The 19,959-nt window shown below is 66.2% G+C and carries 20 protein-coding genes and 2 tRNA genes; 8 read left to right on the top strand and 14 right to left on the bottom strand.

Translation table 11 applies throughout. The annotated features are described in order from the left end of the window. Positions 1–104: 104 nt before the first annotated feature. The 4 genes from IAG39_RS28510 to IAG39_RS28495 all read right to left on the bottom strand — a co-directional run bounded on the left by IAG39_RS28510 (position 105) and on the right by IAG39_RS28495 (position 5,375). Positions 105–872, bottom strand: a complete 768-nt coding sequence (locus IAG39_RS28510) for a hypothetical protein (RefSeq protein ID WP_118931674.1) — start codon at positions 870–872, stop codon at positions 105–107. 41 nt (positions 873–913) lie between these two features. After that, the gene (locus IAG39_RS28505; protein WP_223283300.1) at positions 914–2,653 is read right to left on the bottom strand and encodes an ABC transporter ATP-binding protein; all 1,740 of its coding nucleotides are present in this window, start codon (positions 2,651–2,653) and stop codon (positions 914–916) included. Between the two features lie 112 nt (positions 2,654–2,765). Then, positions 2,766–2,841 (bottom strand) — tRNA-Phe (locus IAG39_RS28500). 35 nt (positions 2,842–2,876) lie between these two features. Beyond that, complete coding sequence (locus IAG39_RS28495; protein ID WP_118931676.1) at positions 2,877–5,375, bottom strand: mechanosensitive ion channel family protein; 2,499 nt, start codon at positions 5,373–5,375, stop codon at positions 2,877–2,879. 214 nt (positions 5,376–5,589) lie between these two features. Here IAG39_RS28495 and IAG39_RS28490 point away from each other — a divergent pair, with 214 nt between their 5' ends. Together IAG39_RS28490 and IAG39_RS28485 are read left to right on the top strand one after the other, a co-directional pair. Continuing rightward, positions 5,590–6,135 carry a MarR family transcriptional regulator gene (locus IAG39_RS28490; RefSeq protein WP_118931677.1) on the top strand — a complete coding sequence of 182 codons (546 nt, stop codon included), beginning with the start codon at positions 5,590–5,592 and terminating at the stop codon, positions 6,133–6,135. After that, entirely contained in the window at positions 6,125–6,808 is a 684-nt protein-coding gene (locus IAG39_RS28485) for a hypothetical protein (protein WP_118931678.1), read from the top strand. The genes IAG39_RS28490 and IAG39_RS28485 overlap by 11 nt, the downstream gene beginning before the upstream one ends. Before the next feature lie 91 nt (positions 6,809–6,899). Here IAG39_RS28485 and IAG39_RS28480 read toward each other — a convergent pair. Then, positions 6,900–6,975 (bottom strand) — tRNA-Phe (locus tag IAG39_RS28480). 301 nt (positions 6,976–7,276) lie between these two features. Here IAG39_RS28480 and hemA point away from each other — a divergent pair. The 5 genes from hemA (at position 7,277) to IAG39_RS28455 (ending at position 11,549) form a co-directional block, all read left to right on the top strand. Further along, positions 7,277–8,551, top strand: coding sequence for a glutamyl-tRNA reductase (gene hemA / locus IAG39_RS28475; RefSeq protein WP_059378015.1), 1,275 nt, complete (start codon positions 7,277–7,279; stop codon positions 8,549–8,551). Between the two features lie 90 nt (positions 8,552–8,641). Next, complete coding sequence (prfA, locus tag IAG39_RS28470) at positions 8,642–9,724, top strand: peptide chain release factor 1 (RefSeq protein WP_054457628.1); 1,083 nt, start codon at positions 8,642–8,644, stop codon at positions 9,722–9,724. A gap of 8 nt (positions 9,725–9,732) precedes the next feature. After that, positions 9,733–10,557 (top strand): peptide chain release factor N(5)-glutamine methyltransferase, encoded by an 825-nt coding sequence (gene prmC / locus IAG39_RS28465; RefSeq protein WP_118931679.1) that lies wholly within the window; start codon positions 9,733–9,735, stop codon positions 10,555–10,557. A gap of 94 nt (positions 10,558–10,651) precedes the next feature. Further along, a complete protein-coding gene (gene grxD, locus IAG39_RS28460; protein WP_042797530.1) occupies positions 10,652–10,978 on the top strand; it encodes a Grx4 family monothiol glutaredoxin in 327 nt (108 codons plus the stop codon). A 7-nt stretch (positions 10,979–10,985) separates the two neighbouring features. Further along, a complete protein-coding gene (locus IAG39_RS28455) occupies positions 10,986–11,549 on the top strand; it encodes a UbiX family flavin prenyltransferase (RefSeq protein ID WP_054457626.1) in 564 nt (187 codons plus the stop codon). A gap of 72 nt (positions 11,550–11,621) precedes the next feature. On the opposite strand, the gene IAG39_RS28450 is transcribed toward IAG39_RS28455, so the two are convergent. From IAG39_RS28450 to IAG39_RS28425, 6 genes are read right to left on the bottom strand one after another with little or no spacing between them, the layout of a single operon-like run. Continuing rightward, positions 11,622–12,662: a cyclase family protein gene (locus tag IAG39_RS28450; protein WP_118931680.1), complete on the bottom strand. Its 1,041-nt coding sequence runs from the start codon at positions 12,660–12,662 to the stop codon at positions 11,622–11,624. A gap of 5 nt (positions 12,663–12,667) precedes the next feature. After that, positions 12,668–13,447: a 3-oxoadipate enol-lactonase gene (pcaD, locus tag IAG39_RS28445; protein ID WP_118931681.1), complete on the bottom strand. Its 780-nt coding sequence runs from the start codon at positions 13,445–13,447 to the stop codon at positions 12,668–12,670. 19 nt (positions 13,448–13,466) lie between these two features. Beyond that, complete coding sequence (locus IAG39_RS28440; protein ID WP_088143190.1) at positions 13,467–13,763, bottom strand: YciI family protein; 297 nt, start codon at positions 13,761–13,763, stop codon at positions 13,467–13,469. A gap of 13 nt (positions 13,764–13,776) precedes the next feature. Then, on the bottom strand, positions 13,777–14,052 hold the full coding sequence (catC, locus tag IAG39_RS28435) for a muconolactone Delta-isomerase (protein ID WP_042796227.1): 276 nt from the start codon (positions 14,050–14,052) through the stop codon (positions 13,777–13,779). Positions 14,053–14,109: 57 nt separating this feature from the next. Continuing rightward, entirely contained in the window at positions 14,110–14,754 is a 645-nt protein-coding gene (locus tag IAG39_RS28430) for a 3-oxoacid CoA-transferase subunit B (RefSeq protein ID WP_013396545.1), read from the bottom strand. After that, entirely contained in the window at positions 14,751–15,440 is a 690-nt protein-coding gene (locus tag IAG39_RS28425; RefSeq protein WP_013396544.1) for a 3-oxoacid CoA-transferase subunit A, read from the bottom strand. The genes IAG39_RS28430 and IAG39_RS28425 overlap by 4 nt, the downstream gene beginning before the upstream one ends. Positions 15,441–15,585: 145 nt before the next feature. Between IAG39_RS28425 and IAG39_RS28420 the strand changes: the two genes are divergently transcribed. Next, positions 15,586–16,368, top strand: a complete 783-nt coding sequence (locus tag IAG39_RS28420) for an IclR family transcriptional regulator (RefSeq protein WP_059378008.1) — start codon at positions 15,586–15,588, stop codon at positions 16,366–16,368. Between the two features lie 47 nt (positions 16,369–16,415). On the opposite strand, the gene IAG39_RS28415 is transcribed toward IAG39_RS28420, so the two are convergent. The 3 genes from IAG39_RS28415 to IAG39_RS28405 all read right to left on the bottom strand — a co-directional run bounded on the left by IAG39_RS28415 (position 16,416) and on the right by IAG39_RS28405 (position 19,631). Then, a complete protein-coding gene (locus tag IAG39_RS28415) occupies positions 16,416–17,144 on the bottom strand; it encodes an SDR family NAD(P)-dependent oxidoreductase (protein WP_042796231.1) in 729 nt (242 codons plus the stop codon). A gap of 31 nt (positions 17,145–17,175) precedes the next feature. After that, positions 17,176–18,516: a short-chain fatty acid transporter gene (locus tag IAG39_RS28410; RefSeq protein WP_118931682.1), complete on the bottom strand. Its 1,341-nt coding sequence runs from the start codon at positions 18,514–18,516 to the stop codon at positions 17,176–17,178. Positions 18,517–18,695: 179 nt separating this feature from the next. Further along, complete coding sequence (locus IAG39_RS28405) at positions 18,696–19,631, bottom strand: 3-hydroxyacyl-CoA dehydrogenase family protein (RefSeq protein WP_059378003.1); 936 nt, start codon at positions 19,629–19,631, stop codon at positions 18,696–18,698. Between the last annotated feature and the right edge of the window lie 328 nt (positions 19,632–19,959).

Raw genomic sequence — 19,959 nt, 5'->3', positions numbered from 1 at the left:
TGGACCCCAGTGTGGGGGGCTGACGGGGGCGGGGAGGTTACGTGGGGATTACTTTTCTGTAATGTTGCGGCACAGGTGGGCGTACATCCGACACGATGCGCCGGTCATTGGTTATCAGGCCACCGCGTAAAAATCGCATCCTGCTCCAGCGCGCGCTTGCGCCACGCATTGAGCAGTTCGGCCAACGCTTCGTGGGTCAGCCCGTAAGTTTCACCCAGGCTGGAATTGCGGCCGACGAAATGCCGGTTGAGCCCCATCGTGCCCGCCCGCTCGACCGCCGCGTCGTCGAAAACAATGAGCTTGGGCACCGCGCGGCTGACTCTGACCACGGTGAACTCGCTGGTGTCTTGCCAGCGTATTGTCCTGCCGTTCCATACCTGTTGTGTTTCGAAGCCATCGCGACCCAGGCGCAGGCTGGTGCCGTCCTTGGCTGCGCGAACCAGCAGCATGACTGCGCCAAACAGAAAGAACGCGGCGCCCGGCCACAGGATCAATTGCTTCAGCGGCGGCAGCGATTCGTGCAGCAGCATCCACAGGATCACGCCGCCGAAGCCCGCCGACAGCAGGGAGAACACCAGCAGCTTGCCTTTCGCTGCCTTGAGCTCCAGGGGGCCTGGATACCGCACCAGCATCGTTGCGGCCGAGCGCGAGTCGCGCTGCAGCAGTTGCGGCCATATCTGTAGAACACCGGTCGCCGCGCAGATGCCGAAGAACAGCGTGACGGGAATGCCCGCCTCGGCGCCGTCCCGGATCATTTCCGTGCCCAGGTAGACAAACACCAGGCTGATGATCAGGCAGACGTAGACGAGCAGGCTGGTCCGCTTTCGGCGGGGAGGGCGCTGCGCGGTATGGAGGGTGGGCGGCTGTGTCATGGATGGTGAGTGTATTGGTCCCAGGCGGCCGTTGTCGCCCATCAAGGATGATGCCGGGCCAGCACTTCGTCGCGCGGTCCCGCATCGACCACGCGCCCCGCGTCCATCACCACGATGGTGTCGAAGCGGTTGAGCAGGCTGGGCCGGTGCACCGAGGCCACGATGCAAGCCGTGGGGAACGCGGCGTACATGCGGTCGAACACCCGGCCTTCGGCTTGCGGGTCGAGCGCGCTGGTGGGCTCGTCCAGAAGCAGCAGGGAACTGCCGTGCGCGGCCAGCGCCCCGCGCGACAGGGCCAGGCGTTGGCGTTGTCCGCCGGACAGGTTGTTGCCCCGTTCATTCATCGGACTGGCCAGGCCCTCGGGCATGCGTTGCAGCACTTCGTCGAACACGCCGGTGTGCACGGCGGCTTGCAGCGCGGCCGCTTCGGCAGGTTCGCCGAAGGTGAGATTTTCCTGCACGCTGGCTTCGAAGACTTCGGCTTCCTGCGGAATCAGCGTGGCCAACGTGCGCAGTTCGGCCCAGTCCACCGGCTTGCCGTCGAGCAGCAGCTCGCCCTGCTGCGGCGGATAGAGTCCGGCAAGGGTGCGCAGCAGGGTGCTCTTGCCGCCGCCGCTGGCGCCGATCAGCGCGACGCGCGAACCGCGCCGCAGCACCAGGTCGACGCCATGCAGGCCGCCGCGGCCTTCATCCGAATAGCGCCAGGTCGCGCCGCGCAACTCCAGGGTCTGCCATGGCGCGTCGGCTTGGACCGCGGGGACGGCAGCATTGGGGTTGCCGGGCGCCTGCCAGATGGGTTCGGCGCTGCTGTAGTCGGTGTGCATGCGCGCAAAGCTCTGGAAGTTGGAAGCGATGGCGCTGACCACGGACGCGGCCTGCTGGGCGTATTGATAGATCATGAAGATAGTGCCCAGCAATAGCGCCTGCCCGGGTTCGCGGTGCCGCAGCACGTACTCCACGACGAGGATCCAGGTAAGGCACATGCCCGCCAGGTCCACCACGCACCATTTCACTTCGTTGACCCACAGGGCGCGGCGCAAGGGCTTCATGACCGCCTGCAGGCGGCGGCCCAGGATCTTGCGCGAGGCGGCTTGCAGCCGCAGGCCTATCACGGTGCCGGCATTGCTGACGAAATCGAGCAGCGCCGCGACGTAGCGGCGTTCCTGGTCGTTTTCGTCGCGGGCCAGCCGCATCAGCGCGAGGTCGAAGCGCAAGGTGACCAGGGCGATGATCAGGTAGCCGCTTACGGCGATGATGCCGCTGACGTGGGACAGCAAGGTCAGCGCCACCAGCGGGCCGATGAAATTCAAGGCGCTGTGCAGGTAGCCGTACATGCTGCGGGCGAACGTCGACAAGGCGCGGCTGGATTGCAGCACGCGGTGTTGCAGATCGCCGGAGTGGCGGCCGTCGCGCCAGGTCAGCGGGGCGGCGGCGATGCGGGCATAGAGATCGTCGGCCTGCCGTTCGCGGACATGCACGCCCACATTGCCTTCCAGGACGCGTCCCGGCCCGTGGAACACCCAGGACATCATGTAGCTGCCGACCAGGAACAGGATCCACAGGCCGGCGGTGGGCATGTCGTTCTGCTGCAAGGCATTGATGGCGTGCGAGGCCAGCCAGGGCAGGGTCAGCTTGACCAGTTGCGCGCCGGACAGCAGCGCGATGGCGCCCATCAGCTGCCGCCGGGCGCCTTCGGCGTAGTGCCAGAGCGCGCGATACAGCACGAGCGCCGCGCGGCCCATGCCGATGGAGGAAGAGGGGGAGGTGGAGTCAGGCTTCATCGCGTAGGGGGGAAGTCAGGGATGGCACGGCATGACTATGCTATCCGACACGCGCCGCCGCGCCCCAAAGCAAAAAGCCCCGCCAAAGGCGGGGCCAAGTGCTTGAATTCATTGGTGGCCTGGGGCGGAATCGAACCACCGACACAAGGATTTTCAATCCTCTGCTCTACCGACTGAGCTACCAGGCCAACGCGAAAGTCCGCCACTATACACAATATCCGCGTCATGTGGGCGGCGGTCCGCCATCCGGCGCCGCGTGGCGGGCTTGCGCTAGGACGGCGCCGGCTTCCGGGGAAATGCTGCGCAGGTGCAGATCGGTCTGCGGATAGGGGATCTCGATGCCGGCCCGCGTCAGCGCCTCGTACATCCGCGACAGCATGTCGCTGCGGATGGACATCCATTGGTCGAAGTCCGGCGTCCAGGCGCGGACGCTGAAATCCAGGGAGCTTGCGCCAAAGCCCATGAAGAGCGCGATGGGCGCCGGCTGGGTGGAGACGCCCAGCGTGCCGCGTGCCACCGAGCCCAGCAGTTCGATGGCCTGCGCGGGGTCCGTGCCGTAGGCCAGGCCAAGGTTGATTTCGATGCGGCGGTTGCGGTCCAGCATGGTCCAGTTGGTCAGCTTCTCCGACAGCAGGGTGCCGTTCGGGACCACCACGTCGGCGCCCTCGAAGGTCCGGATGCGGGTGGCGCGCATCCCGATCTCGCGCACCTGGCCGGAGGTTTCGCCGATTTCCACCACGTCGCCGGGCTGGATCGGGCGCTCGAACATCAGGATGAGGCCCGACACGAAGTTGTTGACCACGTTCTGCAGGCCGAAGCCGATGCCCACGCCCAGGGCGCCGAGCACCAGGGCCAATTGGCTGGTCCTGACGCCGGCGGCCGACAGCGCCACCGCCAGGCCCAGCAGCAGCACCGAGTAGTAGGTCAGCGAGGCGATGCTGTTGCCCACGCCGCGCGGCAGCGGCATGCGGGCCAGCACTTCGTCGTGCAGTACCAGGCGGATCGCGCGCGCGGCCCAGAACGCGATCAGCACCGAGATCGCGAACACCAGGATGTTGCCCAGGCTGATGGTGATGTCGCCGAGCGCCAGCGTGTACGAAAGCACCTTCGTAGTGAAGGCGTAGGTGGCGCGCAGGATGCGGAAGCGGTCCATCGTGTAGATGGCCCAGCCCGCGACCGCGCTGGCCATCACCAGGCGGATCAGCAATTGCACCAGAGGCGGAGCATGCTCGCGCGCGATGCGAAAGCGCGACACCCCGGGCCGCGCCAGCATCAGTTGCAGCAGGGTGACGATGATGGTGACCCCGGCGTAGAGCATCAGGCCGAAATAGCCGCTGCTGATGACGGCGCTGGTCAGCATCTCGGCCATCGACAGGTTGCCGACGAGGTTGGCGATGCCGGCAATGGCCAGCAGCGCCACCGCGGCCCAAGCGCCGATGCGCACGGCCTGGTGCAGCCGGCCGGGCGCCTGGGCCGCGCTGCCGCGGCGCTTGGCCCGGGCATGCAGCCACAGCGCCGTGGCCAGGGCCAGCAGGGTGATGACGAGGTTGTGCAGCCGGTACAGCGTTTCGCTGGCCAGGAAGAAGATGCCCAGCCGCTCCGCCAGATACAGCCCGGTGATGGCGTAGGGCCACAGGTCGAGTTGCTCGCGCGCGGTTGGCGGCAGCAGGCGCAGCACGGGGACGACCGCCAGCAGCAGGGCGATCTGCAGCACGATCAGTGGCGCGTCCGACTCCAGCAGTTGCACGCCCATCATGGCTAGCAGCAGCCAGGCTGACAGCGGGCGCCCAAGCACCCGCGCGGCTGTCTCGCTCATTTCGCCGGCCCGGATGGCGTGGCGGCTGTGCCAGGCCAGCCACAGCAGCAGGGGCAGCAGCACCACTTGCAGCACGTGCAGGGCAAGTTGGTTGCCGGTATCGGCCGCCGCGTACTGGCGGGCGAAGCGCATTTCCATGTCCAGGCCGCTGCGCAGATAGGCCCTTGCATCGCTGCGGGCGGTGGGCGTGAAGGTGGCGGCCCACAGCGGCGGTCCGTCCAGTTCGAGCAGGCGGGCATCGATGTAGCTGATGGCGTCGGCTACCGAGCGCTGTCCGGCCTGGATGCGTTCTTCGACGGAGTTGGCGCGCTGGCCCAGCGCGATCTGGCGGCCCAGCGGCACCGACAAGGCTTGTTCGGCCCGGGCCAGTTGCGCGATGACCGAATCCATCCGCGCGGTCAGGGCAGGCGGCAGATCGGCGGCGCCGGGCGCGCCCTTGAGCACTTGCCATGCTTCGCGGCGGCGCGCCAGCTCGGCGGCATCGCTGGCGTAGGCGGCGGTCGCCTGGCGCATGTCCGCCTGCCAGTCGGCGAAACGCCTCGCATCGAACATCCAGTGCCGCTCCAGGCTTTCCAGCCGCATGATGGGCAGGGTGCGCAATTGAGCCGGCAGGAACTGCTGGAGCTTTTCGTCCACGGACCGGGAAATCGATTCCAGGCGGGGCGCCAGCGAGTCGGTGGGGTCGGCCCCCGTGATGCGCTCCATGACGCTTTCGGCATAGCGGTGATCGGTATCCGCGCGCAGCGGGATCTCTGCCACCAGGATCGCGTGGGCCTGCGTGGAAGCCGGGACGGGGCGGGCCGGCTCCGTCGCGGTGCCCTGGGCGTAGGCGGGGCCGAGCAGGCTGGCCAGCAGTGCAATCAGACCGAAAAGCGCTTTTGCTCTTGCCGTTGCTTGGGCGCGCATGTCGCGGCTCCGGTGGATGGATGCGGCGGGCTACGAAAAATGGCGTCTTACGATATCGCGGAAGCGCGCTTGAGGGAAAGGGGCGTCCGGAAAGCAAAAAGCCCAGCCGGTAAGGGCTGGGCTTTTTTTGGCCGCGGATAGAGGGTAGGGCACTTGCAAAAAAACGTCTCGTCAGCGATATTCGTAATTCGCGAATAGCGAATATCACCCTGAGATGGAACTAAAACCTCAAGACCTGCTGGTATTGCTAAAGGTGGCCGCCCATCCGCCGCAGCGCTGGACCTACGCCGCGCTGGGGGCAGCGCTGTCTATGAGCGCTTCGGAGGCCCATGCGAGCGTGAAGCGCTCCGTGGCATCGGGCCTGGCGGTGGCGCCGGCACGCGGTCAATGGTCACCTGTACGTGCCAATCTTCTAGAGTTTGTCGTGCACGGCGCGCGCTACGTCTGGCCGGCCACACTGGGGCCGGTCAAGCGTGGCGTGCCGACAGCCTTCGGCAGCGACCCTTTGGCCAGCCAATTGATGGCAGCTCCAGGAGAGGCGCCCGTCTGGGCACACCCCACGGGCTCATCAAAAGGGCCCACGCTTTCGCCGCTCTACCGCACAGCACCGCAGGCTGCTCTATCGGACCCGGCGCTGCACCGTCTGCTCGCGCTGTTGGATGCCTTGCGCACCGGGCGCGCCCGCGAGCGTGCGCTTGCCGCCAAACTGATGGAGACTGAACTGATGCGCGTCGACGCAGGAGCTGCCGATGCGGGCTGACGACCCTAACCTGCCTTACTTGCGCAGCATCGCCGAGGCACTGGGCGAACTGCGGGGGCAGGTCGTGTTTGTCGGGGGCGCCGTGGCGGGCTTGCTAATCACTGACCCATTGGCCGACCCCGTACGCGCTACGCGCGACGTGGATGCCGTGCTGGAGGGTAATCGAGCCAGGTTCCATCGCTTCGAAGAAGCCGTGGCGGCGCGCGGATTTGCGCGCGATGTGAGCTGCGATGTTATTTGGCGGTGGGTACACAAGAAATCTGGCGTGATCTTTGACCTTATGCCAATTCAGCCGGAGGTCCTGGGCTTTTCCAATCGCTGGTATCCCTACGCGGCCGAGACTGCGGGCACCATTGATCTGGGAAATGGTGTCACGATCAAGCTAATGAGCGCTGTGGCCTTTGTCGCCACCAAACTTGAAGCTTTCGCCAGCCGAGGGGGCGGCGATTTCATAAACAGCCATGACCTGGAAGATGTGCTGAACATCATCGATGGGCGTGGGGAACTGGGCGCAGAACTGGCCGTCGCCCCAGTCGAATTGCGCAAAGCCGTAGGCGATGCATTCGCCCGATTAGTCAAGAATCCTGACTTCGCGAACGTGCTGCCAGGTCTTATTGCCGAGCCAGAGCGCGCCGGCCTCATCATGGAGCGCTTGATCAGTCTCAGCCAATGAAATGAGCCGGCATCAGGGCGCCAAAAGTGGCAGAAGCCAACAGACCAAAGCAAAAAGCCCCGCTTGTGCGGGGCTCGTTGCTTGAATCTTTTGGTGGCCTGGGGCGGAATCGAACCACCGACACAAGGATTTTCAATCCTCTGCTCTACCGACTGAGCTACCAGGCCAACGAAGTCCGCAACTATACACAATTTTTGAGGCTTGCGCCAGTCGGGGAGAAAATCCCTGGATATTTCGCCGCCCTGCCGGGGCGTCGCCTGAATCAAGGGCCGAATTGTTGGGCGGACGGCACGAAAGGTGCGACCCAGGGTCGCGGCCCGGGGGTGAAATGGCCTGGGGATTACCCGCAGGGGTATAATGATTAGCGGTCTGACGCTGCATCCAGGTTTGTATATCCCCGGTGCGGCGCCTCGTTCTTAGTGGCAGTACTTAACGCTTACGCGCGGATGGCCCGGCCATCCTTCCCACATGTCGGTAGCTGTCCTTGCCTTCGGTCTGAATCACACGTCCGCGCCGGTTTCGGTCCGCGAACGCGTTTCCATGCCCGTCGATCTGGTGAAGCCCGCGCTGGAAGGCCTGCGTTCGGCGTTCGGCGGCTCGGTCCGCGAAGCCGCCATCCTGTCCACCTGTAACCGCACCGAAATCTACTGCGCCGCCGACGGCCACGTGGCCGATCAGCTGCCCGCCTGGCTGGCCGATTACAACCGCCTGGACGCCGGCACGCTGCGCCCGCATCTCTACCGCCATCATCAGGACGACGCCGTGCGCCACGCCTTCCGCGTGGCCAGTGGCCTGGACTCCATGGTGCTGGGCGAAACCCAGATCGTGGGCCAGATGAAGGACGCCGTGCGCGCGGCCGGCGAAGCCGGGTCGCTGGGCACCTTGCTGCACCAGATGTTCCAGCGCACCTTCTCGGTGGCCAAGGAAGTCCGGTCGCAAACCGCCATCGGCGCGCAGTCGGTGTCCATGGCCGCCGCCGCGGTGCGCCTGGCCGAACGTGTGTTCGGCAACCTGGACCAGGCCCGCACGCTGTTCATCGGCGCGGGCGAAATGATCGAATTGTGCGCCACGCACTTCGCCGCGCAGCGTCCGCGCAGCATGGTGGTGGCCAACCGCACGGCCGAACGCGCCGAGGTCCTGGCCAACCGCTTTGCGGCCAGCACCATGAAGCTGTCGGACCTGACGGACCGCCTGTCCGAGTTCGACGTCATCGTCTCCTGTACGGCAAGCTCCCTGCCCATCCTCGGTTTGGGGATGGTGGAGCGGGCCACGCGCCTGCGCCGCCACCGCCCCATGGTCATGATCGACCTGGCCGTGCCGCGCGACATCGAACCCGAGGTCGGCCGCCTGGACGACGTCTACCTGTATTCGGTGGACGACCTGGGCCGCCTGGTGCAGACCGGCACCGACGCGCGCCGCGCGGCCGTGGTGCAGGCCGAAGCCATCATCGAAACCCGCGTCCAGGGCTTCATGCACTGGATGCAGTCCCGCGAAGTGGTGCCCGTCATCCGCGACCTGCACCAGGCCGCCGAAGACGTGCGCAGCGCGGAACTGGAACGCGCCCGCCGCCTGCTGGCGCGGGGCGAATCGCCGGAAGCCGTGTTGGAACAACTGGCCCACGGCCTGACGCAGAAGTACCTGCACGGCCCGCTGGCGGCCCTGAACCGCAGCGAAGGCGAGGACCGCAAGCAGCTGCTTGCCTGGATGCCGCGCCTGTTCCCCGGCCGCGACTCCCGCCGTTAGCGACTCTGCCCCACGTCCCGCCTCCTGGCGGGCGTTCGTCTTTTGGGCGCCCGCTATCCGCTTTCCCGCTTTTCTTTTTGGTCATTCCCCATGAAATCTTCCATGCGCAGCCGGCTGGAGCACCTGTGCCACCGCCTCATCGAGGTCGACGCATTGCTCGCCGAACCGGAAACCGCGTCCGACATGGACCGTTTCCGCAAGCTCTCGCGTGAACGCGCGGAACTGGAGCCCGTGGTCGAGGCGTTCACCGCCTTTGCCCGCACCGAGGATGATCTGGCCGCGGCGCAAGAAATGCTGTCCGACCCGGACCTGAAATCCATGGCCGAGGACGAGATCAAGTCCGGCCGCGTCAAGCTCGAGGAGCTGGAAGGCGCATTGCAGTTGCTGCTGCTGCCGCGCGATCCCAACGACGGACGCAGCGTGTTCCTGGAAATCCGCGCCGGCACGGGCGGCGACGAAAGCGCGCTGTTCTCGGGCGACCTGCTGCGCATGTACACGCGCTACGCGGAGCAGCGCGGCTGGCGCGTGGAGCTGATGTCTGAAAGCGCCTCCGAGCTCGGCGGCTACAAGGAAGTGATCGCGCGCATCGACGGCGACGGCGCCTATGGCCGCCTCAAGTTCGAGTCCGGCGCGCACCGCGTGCAGCGCGTGCCCGCCACCGAGGCGCAGGGCCGCATCCATACCTCGGCCTGCACGGTGGCCATCATGGCCGAAGCGGACGAGATGTCCGAAATCGTCATCAATCCCAGCGATTTGCGCATCGACACCTTCCGCGCCAGCGGCGCGGGCGGCCAGCACATCAACAAGACCGATTCGGCCGTGCGCATCACCCACCTGCCGACCGGGCTGGTGGTGGAATGCCAGGACGACCGCTCGCAGCACCGCAACAAGGACAAGGCCATGCAGGTGCTGGCCGCTCGCCTGAAGGACAAGGAAACCCGCGAACGGCAGAGCAAGGAGGCCGCCGAACGCAAGAGCCTGATCGGTTCGGGCGACCGCTCCGAGCGCATCCGCACCTACAACTTCCCGCAAGGCCGCGTGACCGACCACCGCATCAACCTGACGCTGTACAAGCTGCAGCAGATCATGGAAGGCGACCTGGAAGAGCTGACCGGCGCCTTGATCTCCGAACACCAGGCCGAGCAGCTGGCGGCCCTGGGCGACGACATCTGAGACCGGCCATGACGCCGCCCCAGCTGAAAAGCCTGCTGCTCGACGCCCGCCTGCCCCGCCTGGAGGTGCGCATGCTGCTGGAGCACGTGCTGGCCAAGCCGCGCGCCTGGCTGCTGGCGCACGATACCGATCCCTTGCTGCCCGAAACGGCCGCGGCCTACGAGGCCCTGGCCCAGCGGCGCCTGGCCGGGGAACCCATGGCCTATCTGCTGGGCCACCGCGAATTCATGGGCCACCGCTTCCGCGTGACCCCGGACGTGCTGATTCCGCGCCCGGACACCGAGGTGCTGGTGGAGACCGCGCTGGAATGCCTGGCCGGCCTGGCCGCGCCCGCGGTGCTGGATCTGGGCACCGGCAGCGGCGCGATCGCCATTTCGATTGCGCTGGCGCGCCGCGACGCCCGGGTGATGGCGTCCGACGTCAGCGCGGCCGCGCTGGCGGTCGCCGCCGGCAACGCCTGGGACCTGGCCGCCTCCGTGCGCCTGGTCGAAGGCAGTTGGTACGAGGCCGTGCCGGCCGGGGAGGGCTTCGACCTGATCGTGTCCAATCCGCCCTACGTGGCCTGCGACGACCCGCACCTGGACCAGGGCGACGTGCGTTTCGAGCCGCGCGGCGCGCTGACCGACGGCGCGGGCGGGCTGGAAGACCTGGCCCGCATCGTCCAGGGCGCCGGCCGCCACCTGAAACGGGGCGGCTCCCTGTGGCTGGAGCACGGTTGGGACCAGGCGCAGGCCGTGCGGGACCTGCTGGCCGCGGCTGGATTCCAGGACGTGCACAGCCGCCAGGACCTGGCCGGCATCGAGCGTATTTCCGGGGGGCGCCAGTCCGCCTGACCGCATTCCCGGCGGGACGCCCGGGGTATCCGGGCGGATTTTCCTGCTGTACCTATAATTGGCGTATTCCGTTATGCCTGTCCAAGAGACCACCATGAGCGACGTTCAAGAATTCATCCGCGAAACCGTGACCCAGCACCCCGTCGTGCTGTTCATGAAGGGCACCGCCCAGTTCCCGCAATGCGGCTTTTCCGGCAAGGCCATTCAGATCCTGAAGGGCTGTGGCGTGAAGAAGCTGGTCACCGTCAATGTGCTGGAGGACGACGAAGTCCGCCAGGGCATCAAGGAATTCTCCAACTGGCCCACGATTCCGCAGCTGTACGTGGCCGGTGAATTCATCGGCGGCTCGGACATCATGAACGAGATGAACGAGTCCGGCGAACTGAAGACGCTGCTGGACCAGTCCGGCGCAACGGCCTGATCAGCCCATGCGGCGATTGGTCATCGGCATCACGGGCGCCACGGGCTCCCTGTACGCCGTGCGCATGCTGCAGGCATTGCGCGGCGTGGACGATGTCGAAACGCATCTGGTGGTGTCGGCCTCGGGCGTGCTGAACATCAAGCACGAGCTGGACGTCAGCCGCCACGATGTCTATGCCCTGGCCGACCACGTGCACAGCGTGCGCGACGTGGGCGCCACGCTGGCCAGCGGCGCGTTCCAGACGGCCGGCATGGTGATCGTGCCGTGCTCCATGCGCACGCTGGCGGCGGTGGCCCATGGCCTGTCGGATAACCTGATCACCCGCGCCGCCGACGTCACCCTCAAGGAACGCCGGCGCCTGGTGATGATGGTGCGCGAGACGCCGTTCAATCTGGCGCATCTGCGCAACATGACGGCCGTCACCGAAATGGGCGGCATCGTGTTTCCGCCGCTGCCCGCGTTCTATCACCGGCCCGCCTCCATCGAAGAGATGGTGGACCACACCGTGGCGCGGGTATTGGAACTGTTCGATATCATCGTGCCCGGACCGCATTGGGAAGGCATGAAGTAGCGGTGGCTGCATGAAAAAGAGCTCCAGTCTGGAGCTCTTTTCATTTGCGTGATGGCGCTTGGTCGCGGACGACTACACCGTTGCGATCGGCGTGACCGGCGATCCAATGGCATGCGGCAGGCGCAGGGGCGGAGCGGTCAGCATGAAGTGGTGGCGGCCGTTGGCGTGCAGCCAGTCCGCCAGGTCCTTCAGGTACCAGAGTTCCGCCAGCGGCAATCCCAGCTTGAACAGGCAATGGTGATGCAGCGGCAGCATGGCGCGCGGGCCGGTCTGCTCGCGCGCGGGGTAGGCTTCCACGGCGTAGTTGTCGGCGCAGATGGCGGCGATGCCGCTGTCCGTGATCCATTGCAGCAGCGCCTGGTCGGTGCCGTCCAGCGCGGCGCCGTAGGTGTGCAGCGTTTCGGCGTCGGGCTTGCCGTTCATGGCGACCACCGCTTCGGCGTAGCCGGTGCGCAGCACCAGCATGTCGCCGGCTTCGACGCTGATGCCGTCCGTCGCCAGCACATGCATCAGTTCTGCGTGGCCGATCAGCGTGCGGCCGGGGCCGTAGTGGCGCAACAGGTCCACCAGCACGCCGCGGCCCTGCATGCCTTTCTGCGCCAGGTTTTCCACGCCCAGCTTCAGCGCCGCCGACGGGCCGCCGCTGTTGCAGCCGCAGCCGGTATGGTCGCCATCGGCCGGACCGATGACGTCCACGCCGGCTTGGTAGCCGTTGTAGTAGCGCAGTTCGGGCTTGCCGTCGGCGTCGGCGTCGAACAGGGCGCCCACGTGGGCCAGCGCGTCCCATTGCGTCGAATACTGCATCGACAGCAGCACCTGGTCATCGCTCAGCACGTCCACCGCGTCCGGGTTGACGTTGCGCAGCGGGAAGTTCAAGTACGGCGTGTCCGCCAGGCGCGTGGGGCTCAACTGCGGCGGATGGCGCCGCGGGTTGAGCACGTTGCCGCCGGGCAGGTCCAGCGGCAGCGACAGGCAGAAGGTCTTGCCGGCGCGGATCTCGCGTGCGCCCTTCAAGACCTGTTCTTCGGTGATGAGGTTCAGGCGGCCGAGTTGGTCGTCGGGTCCGAAGTCGCCCCAGTTGGAGCCTTCGGGCCGGTTTTTCCAGCGCTGCATGCCGCTTACCCCTTCAGGAAGTCGACGACCGTGCGGGTGAAGACTTCCGGTTGTTCCCAGTTCGAGATATGGGAGGTGTTCATTTCGAAGTAACGCGCGCCGGGAATGGCTGCGGCCAGTTCGCGGCCCTGGGCCGGGGTGGCGGCCAGGTCGTGCGTGCTGCTGATGACCAGCGTGGGCGCCTTGATCGAGGCCACCTGTTCGCGGAAGTCGGCGTCGCGCAGCGCGGCGCAGTTGCCCGAGTAGCCGGCGTCCGGCGTGCGGCGCAGCATGTCGATCAGCACCTGGGTCAGGCCCGGCTCGGCCGCGCGGTAGCTGTCGGTGAGCCAGCGTTCGACCAGCGTGGGCGCCATCTTTTCCAGGGTCTGCTCGGCGACCGCGGCGATGCGGGCGCTCCAGCCTTCGGCCGAGCCGATGCGCGCGGCGGTGTTGCACAGGATCAGCTTGTCCAGCAGTTCGGGGCGCGCCAGCGCCAGCCACAGGCCGGTGGGGCCGCCCATCGACAGGCCGCAGAAGTGCGCGCGCTTGATGTTCAGGTGCGCCAGCAGCTCGGCGACGTCGTTGCCCAGTTGTTCGAAGCTGTATTCGCCTTCGGGGATCGACGACTTGCCGTGGCCGCGGGTGTCGTAGCGCAGCACGCGAAAGTGCTTGCTGAGTTCGGGAATCTGGCGGGCCCACATGTCGGAGCAGGTGCCCAGCGAGTTGGAGAGCACGAGCACCGGCGCGTCGGCGGGGCCATCGATGACGTAGTACAGCCGTGCCTGGCTGAGATCGGCGTAAGACATGCGGGTTTATTCCTTGCGATTACAGATGGCAGACGCCGTCGACGTAGGCCTTGCGCCAGCGCGTGATGGTCACGCGCTCGAACAGGTCGGCGAGGGAGAACGGGTCGGCGTCGATGAACTGCTGCGCGGCTTCGCGCGTTTCCAGGGCCACGATGTACAGGCCGCCGCCGGCGTCCTTGCCGTCGTCCTGCAGCTTGGCGCCGCAGGCCAGCAGCAGCTGCTTGTTGGCGTCCAGGTATTCCAGGTGCGCGGCGCGATGCTGCTGGCGCACTTCCTGGTGGCCGGGCTTGTCGAAGGTTTCGATGATGTAGGGCATCAGCCGCTCCTGGTCAGATTGCCGAGGGGTGGCGCGCCAGCGCCGTGACGTTGATGTCCATGTACGGGAACAGCGGCAGCGAGGACAGCAGCGTGTGCAGTTCGTCGTTGCTTTCGACGTCGAAGATGCTGACGTTGGCGTAGCGGCCGGCCACGCGCCACAGGTTCTTCCATTTGCCGTCGCGTTGCAGCTGCTGCGCCAGGGCCTTTTCGTCGGCCTTCAGTTTGTCGGCGCGCTCGGCGGGCATGTCGACGGGAAGATTGACTTGCATTTGAACCATGAACAACATGATGACTCTCTCCAGGAATGCCGCTCCGGCGGAGCCGGAGCGCGGGATCATGAAAACTCAGCGGGAAAACTTCAGCGGCAGGCCGGTCAGGCGCAGCAGCTCGTCGGCGGTGGTGTCGCCGAACATGTCGATGACGGTCACGCCGTCGGCGCGGATGTCGAATACCGCCACGTCGGTGTACACGCGCGACACGCAGCGCACGCCGGTCAGCGGATAGGTGCAGGCCTCGACCAGCTTGCTTTGGCCTTCGCGGGTTTGCAGTTCCATCATCACGAAGACGTCCTTGGCGCCGATCGCCAGGTCCATCGCGCCGCCCACGGCGGGAATCGCGTCGGGCGCACCCGTATGCCAGTTGGCCAGGTCGCCGTGCTGCGACACCTGGAAGGCGCCCAGCACGCAGATGTCCAGGTGGCCGCCGCGCATCATCGCGAACGAGTCGGCGTGATGGAAGAACGAGCAGCCCGGAAGTTCGGTCACGGGCTGCTTGCCGGCGTTGATCAGGTCGTAGTCTTCCTCGCCCTTGGCGGGGGCGGGGCCCATGCCCAGCATGCCGTTTTCGGTGTGCAGGATGACTTCGCGGTCCGCCGGCAGATGGTTGGCGACGAGCGTGGGCAGGCCGATGCCCAGGTTCACGTAGGCGCCTTCAGGAATGTCCTGCGCCACGCGGGCGGCGATCTGGTCGCGGGTCAGTTTGGTGCTCATTGCTGCTCCTTGGCGGCCGGGGTGGCTGCGATCTGCACGACGCGTTTCACGAAGATGCCGGGGGTCACGACGGTTTCGGGGTCCAGCTCGCCCAGTTCAACCACTTCGCGCACCTGCGCCACGGCCACGCGCGCCGCGCTGGCCATGATGGGGCCGAAGTTGCGGGCGGTCTTGCGGTAGACCAGGTTGCCCCAGCGGTCGCCGCGTTCGGCCTTGATGAGCGCGTAGTCGGCGTGCAGCGGATACTCCAGCACATACTGGCGGCCGTTGATCTCGCGGATTTCCTTGCCGTCGGCCAGCGGGGTGCCGTAGCCGGTGGGCGTGAAGAATGCGCCGATGCCGGCGCCGGCGGCGCGGATGCGCTCGGCCAGGTTGCCCTGCGGCACCAGTTCCAGCTCGATCTTGCCGCTGCGGTACAGGCCGTCGAAGATCTGCGAATCCACCTGGCGCGGGAACGAGCAGATGATCTTGCGCACGCGGTTCGCGCCCAGCAGGGCGGCCAGGCCGGTGGTGCCGTTGCCGGCGTTGTTGTTGATGATGACCAGGTCCTTCGCGCCCTGCTCCAGCAGGGCGTCGATCAGTTCCATGGGCTGGCCGGCGGTGCCGAAGCCGCCGATCATGACGGTGGCGCCGTCGGGTACGTCCGCCAGGGCGGCCGCCGCGCTTGCAACAAGCTTAGAAATCATGATGTTTGCTCATAGGTGGCGTGTCATAATTTGTTCTTAATTAGAACTTTCGTTCTTCTGAAGAACATCGTTTCATGGGGACGAGCCGAGCGTCAAGGCGAGCCGGCGTGGCGTCATCCCCATTTACTCTTTTTGCGGTAGACGGATGGCCGAGCAAGATACCCAGCAACCCAGCGACAGCTACGTGCAGTCCTTCGCGCGCGGCTTGTCCGTGATCCGGGCCTTCGGCCCCGACCGTTCGCAGATGACCTTGTCCGAGGTTGCGGCGGTGACCGGGCTGACCCGCGCCGGCGCGCGCCGCATCCTGCTGACGCTGGAGCACCTGGGCTATGTCACCGTCGACGACCGCAAGTTTTCGCTGACCCCGCGCATCCTGGAGCTGGGCTACGCCTACCTGTCCGGCACGCCGCTGTGGAACCTGGCGTTGCCGTACATGGAAGAAGTGGCCGAGCAGACGCGGGAGTCGTGTTCCGTGTCGGTACTGGAAGGCGCGGACATCGTCTACATCCTGCGCCTGTCCACGCACAAGGTCATGACCATCAACCTGGCCGTGGGCAGCCGCCTGCCGGCCTGGGTGACGTCGATGGGCCGCGTGCTGCTGGCGGGCCTGACGGAGCCGGAGCTGGACCGGGTGCTGGCGCTGAGCCAGATCCAGTCCTACACCCCGCACACCATCACCGACATCGCGGAGTTGAAGCGGGTGCTGGCTGGCGTGCGCGCCGACGGCTACGCCTGCGTCGCGCAGGAGCTGGAGCCGGGGCTGCAGTCGGTTGCCGTGCCCATCATGGACCGCAGCGGCCGCGTGATCGCCGCGATGAACGTCAGCGGCCATGCCAACCGCTTTACGCGTGAGGAAATGCTGGCGGCGTTCCTGCCGCCCCTGCGCCGCGCGGCTGACCAGATCAACCACGCCCTGCTGCGCCGCTAGGCGGCGCAGGGGATGGAGGAGGGCGGCGGACAGGCGCATGGCGGGCCTCAGATGGGAGCGACGCCCAGCGTCGTGCCGCCGCAGACGTACAGCATCTGGCCGGTGACGAAGCCGTTGTCCGGCGACAGGAAGAACATCGCGGCGCGCGCCACGTCTTCGGGCGTGCCCAGGCGCTTGACCACGATGCTGTTGATGATGCGTTCGGTCTGCGGCGCGCCTGCCGGGTTGCTCTTGGTGAACAGGTCGGTGGCGATGGGGCCGGGACCGATGGCATTGACGGTGATGCCGTCGCCGCCCAGCTCCATGGCCAGCGTGCGGGTCAGGCCCACCAGGCCGGCCTTGGTGGCCGAATAGACCACGCGGTCAGGCTTGCCCAGCGCGGCCCGCGACGACATGTTCACGATGCGGCCGAAGCCGGCTTCGCGCATGGCGGGCAGCGCCGCCTGCACCAGGATCAGCGCGGTGCGCAGATGCAGGTTGACCACGTAGTCCAGATCCGCCAGCGTGGCCGTGTCGGCCGTGCCGGGGCGGGTGGCGCCAGCGTTGTTGACCAGGCCCACGATGTTGTAGGCCTCGGTCACCTCGCGGGCGACTTCCTTGGTGCGCGCTTCGTCGGTCAGGTCGGCCTGATACGACACCAGTCCCGCGGGCGGATTCTCGGGCAGCTTGTAGTCGATGTTGACGACCTTGTGTCCCGCATCCAGCAGCATGCGGATGATCGCCGCCCCGATACCGGCGCTGCCGCCGGTCACGAGATACGCAGTAGGTTTGCTCATATCGGTTCCGTTCCTAAAGTAAGCGCTTCGATCAGTGGGTGAGATAACCCCAGAGCAGGACCGCAGTGATGTGGATCACGCCGACCCACAGCATCATGATGACGGTATAGCCCATCACGTCGCGCAGCTTGAGCTTGGACAGCGCCAGCGCGGGCAGGATCCAGAAGGGCTGCACCAGGTCGTTCCAGGCATTGCCCAGCATGACGGCCATGGTGGTCTGGTTCAGCGCGCTGCCGATTTCCTTGGCGGCGTCGATCATGAATGGACCCTGAATGACCCAGTGGCCGCCGGCCGACGGCGCGAAGAAGTTGATGACGAACGAGCTGATCAGGCCCCAGAACGGCAGCGACTCGGGCGTGGCCACGTCGACGAACACTTGCGAGATCGTGGTGACCAGGCCAGAGGCGGCCATGATGGCCATGATGCCGGCATAGAAGGGGTATTGCAGGATGATGCCGGAGATCGTCTTGATGCCTTCGGTCAGCTTGGCCACGTAGGCGGCCGGCGTGCCCAGCAGGATGATGCCCAGGAACAGGATGATGAAGTTGATCAGGTTCAGGTCCAGCGAGCCGCCGTCCATGAAGTGGAAGGTCACGTAGGCGATGCCCAGCGCGCCGATCAGCAGGCTCAGGATGCGGCTGTTGTTCAGCTTGGAGGCGATGGTGCCTTTTTCCAGCATGTCTTCGGCGGCGTTGGACGTATTGGCGTCGCGGTCGATGGCCGGGTCCACTTCAACGATCTTCTCGCCCTTCTTGGGGTGCAGCCAGGCATTGAGCAGCGGCAGCGTCACGATGATCACCAGGCTGGTGATCAGCATCGGCACCGAGAAAATGGTCTCCGACAGCGGGATGGTGCCCATCTGCTTGGCGGTGGGGTGGTTGGGGGTGGCGACCAGCACGGGGATGCTGGCCGACAGGCCTAGGCCGTACATGGTGAAGCCGCTGTAGGCCGCGGCGATGATCAGGGGGTAGTGCACGCCCTTGACCTTCAAGGCCAGCTTCTTGGCGACGATGCCGCCGATGACCAGGCCGAAGCCCCAGTTCAGGTAGCTGCCGATGCCGCCGACCAGCGTTGCCACGATGATGGCGGTGTGCGGCTTGTGCACGTGGCTGACGATGCGGTTGAGCATGCGGTCGGTGAGCGGCGCGGTAGCCAGCACGTAGCCCATCGCCAGGATCACGGCCATCTGGGTCGTGAAGGCCAGCAGGCTCCAGAAGCCGTTGCCCCAGGCGCGCGTGATGTCGCCGATGCCCTTGCCCTCGACGCCCATGGCCAGCAGCACGGTAAGCAGGGTCAGCGCGATCGCGAAGACGAAGGGGTCGGGCAGATACTTGCGCATCAGCTCCGTAAAGAATGAAGCCAGTTTATTCATGATGCTTCCTACAAACTCCGGTCAGGCTGGTTTTCTTGCGTCTTGCGCCGCCCGGCGCCGGGTGTCGGCGGGGGCGGGTGGGACGATTGCTTTCTTTGTGTGGTTGGGCTTGTGGCCCGCTGGCGCTGGTGGCGGGATGCCCCGCGCCTTATGGTGTGAATGCTTTGCTTGCTCGCCCGTCAGGAGCCGCTGGCCTTGCCGTTGAGCCACTCAGCCAGTTCGCCCAGCGCGGCGCTTTTCTCGCGCAGCACGCGCTCGCGGCGTTCGGGGCTCCAGGTATAGAAGCCCTGGCCGCTCTTGGCGCCGATCTGGCCGCTTTCGACCTTGCTCTTCAGGAGTTCGGAGGGTTCGGTACGGTTTTCGAGGTCTTTGTAGAGATAGCTGGCGATCGCGTAGTGCACGTCGATGCCGTTCATGTCGCGTTGTTCCAGCGGTCCTGACAGGGCCAGGCGGATGCCCAGGCTCCACTTGACCACTTCGTCGATGTCCTCGGCGCTGGCCACGCCTTTCTCCAGCAGCGAGATGGCTTCGCGGGCCAGGGCGTGCTGGATGCGGTTGGCGATGAAGCCGGGGATGTCCTGGCGCACCAGCACCGGACGCTTGCCCGCGTAGCGCAGCGTGGCCATCACCCGGGCGACGGTGTCTTCAGACGTACCGTCGTTGCGCACCACTTCCACCAGCGGAATCACGTCCGCGGGCGTGAAGAAATGGGTGCCGACGAAACGGTCGCGGCGCACCACCGCGCTGGCGATGGCGTTGATGGACAGGCCGGAAGTGTTGGTGGCGAAGAGGGTGTGCGCGGGGCACAGGGAATCGAGCTTGGCAAAGATGCCGCGCTTGAGTTCCAGGTTTTCTGGCACTGCCTCGATCACCAGGTCGCTGTTGCAGGCTGCTTCCAGCCCGGGCGCGACTTGAATGCGCTGCATCGCTTCCTGGACGTTGCCCGGGGCGTACACATTCAGCTGGCGGTCTATGGTCTGCAGCGCGCGGTCCAGCGCGCCTTCCATCGGGTCGATCAGGACGACGTTCAAGCCCTTCGAGGCGAACAGCGCGGCGATGCCGCTGCCCATGGCGCCTGCGCCGACGATGGCGAGATTCTTGAGGGGAGTATCCATGATGGTTCGCTCGGTGCTGACACGCCGGGCTTGCGGGCGGGCACGGGCGGAACCAGGGTGCTTTCTGTCTCTTCCGGGGTGCCTTCCTGTGCGCCTGGCCAGAAAAATCGTTTTGTTCTATATACGAACATTTGTGCGTATATAGAATTTCTGAAAGAGATAGTACTAAAAGTCGCGGGGGGCGGACAAATGGGGAATTTTTGGTGTCCGACTGGTGGACGGCGGCGGACGGAAGCCACCGGCGGGAGTGAACGCGGTGGCTACGGCAGCAGGGGGCGGCAAGAGGGATGCCGCAAAGGAAGGGCGCGAAAGGGATGGGTGTCGCGGC

It is taken from the genome of Achromobacter xylosoxidans (assembly GCF_014490035.1).
In the GTDB taxonomy this organism is placed as follows: domain Bacteria; phylum Pseudomonadota; class Gammaproteobacteria; order Burkholderiales; family Burkholderiaceae_B; genus Achromobacter; species Achromobacter bronchisepticus_A.
Note: the sequence above shows the minus strand (reverse complement) of the source record. Positions and strands in the feature narration are given on the sequence as shown.

Bases quoted from the DNA above. Each gene is read 5' to 3' on its own strand.
- IAG39_RS28410 (WP_118931682.1), bottom strand. From the start codon at position 18,516: ATGAATAAACTGGCTTCATTCTTTACGGAGCTGATGCGCAAGTATCTG.
- IAG39_RS28425 (WP_013396544.1), bottom strand. From the start codon at position 15,440: ATGATTTCTAAGCTTGTTGCAAGCGCGGCGGCCGCCCTGGCGGACGTA.
- prfA (WP_054457628.1), top strand. From the start codon at position 8,642: ATGAAATCTTCCATGCGCAGCCGGCTGGAGCACCTGTGCCACCGCCTC.
- hemA (WP_059378015.1), top strand. From the start codon at position 7,277: ATGTCGGTAGCTGTCCTTGCCTTCGGTCTGAATCACACGTCCGCGCCG.
- IAG39_RS28415 (WP_042796231.1), bottom strand. From the start codon at position 17,144: ATGAGCAAACCTACTGCGTATCTCGTGACCGGCGGCAGCGCCGGTATC.
- IAG39_RS28485 (WP_118931678.1), top strand. From the start codon at position 6,125: ATGCGGGCTGACGACCCTAACCTGCCTTACTTGCGCAGCATCGCCGAG.
- IAG39_RS28455 (WP_054457626.1), top strand. From the start codon at position 10,986: ATGCGGCGATTGGTCATCGGCATCACGGGCGCCACGGGCTCCCTGTAC.
- prmC (WP_118931679.1), top strand. From the start codon at position 9,733: ATGACGCCGCCCCAGCTGAAAAGCCTGCTGCTCGACGCCCGCCTGCCC.
- IAG39_RS28495 (WP_118931676.1), bottom strand. From the start codon at position 5,375: ATGCGCGCCCAAGCAACGGCAAGAGCAAAAGCGCTTTTCGGTCTGATT.
- IAG39_RS28440 (WP_088143190.1), bottom strand. From the start codon at position 13,763: ATGCCCTACATCATCGAAACCTTCGACAAGCCCGGCCACCAGGAAGTG.
- IAG39_RS28450 (WP_118931680.1), bottom strand. From the start codon at position 12,662: ATGCAGCGCTGGAAAAACCGGCCCGAAGGCTCCAACTGGGGCGACTTC.
- pcaD (WP_118931681.1), bottom strand. From the start codon at position 13,447: ATGTCTTACGCCGATCTCAGCCAGGCACGGCTGTACTACGTCATCGAT.
- IAG39_RS28490 (WP_118931677.1), top strand. From the start codon at position 5,590: ATGGAACTAAAACCTCAAGACCTGCTGGTATTGCTAAAGGTGGCCGCC.
- IAG39_RS28430 (WP_013396545.1), bottom strand. From the start codon at position 14,754: ATGAGCACCAAACTGACCCGCGACCAGATCGCCGCCCGCGTGGCGCAG.
- IAG39_RS28405 (WP_059378003.1), bottom strand. From the start codon at position 19,631: ATGGATACTCCCCTCAAGAATCTCGCCATCGTCGGCGCAGGCGCCATG.
- IAG39_RS28420 (WP_059378008.1), top strand. From the start codon at position 15,586: ATGGCCGAGCAAGATACCCAGCAACCCAGCGACAGCTACGTGCAGTCC.
- grxD (WP_042797530.1), top strand. From the start codon at position 10,652: ATGAGCGACGTTCAAGAATTCATCCGCGAAACCGTGACCCAGCACCCC.
- IAG39_RS28510 (WP_118931674.1), bottom strand. From the start codon at position 872: ATGACACAGCCGCCCACCCTCCATACCGCGCAGCGCCCTCCCCGCCGA.
- catC (WP_042796227.1), bottom strand. From the start codon at position 14,052: ATGTTGTTCATGGTTCAAATGCAAGTCAATCTTCCCGTCGACATGCCC.
- IAG39_RS28505 (WP_223283300.1), bottom strand. From the start codon at position 2,653: ATGAAGCCTGACTCCACCTCCCCCTCTTCCTCCATCGGCATGGGCCGC.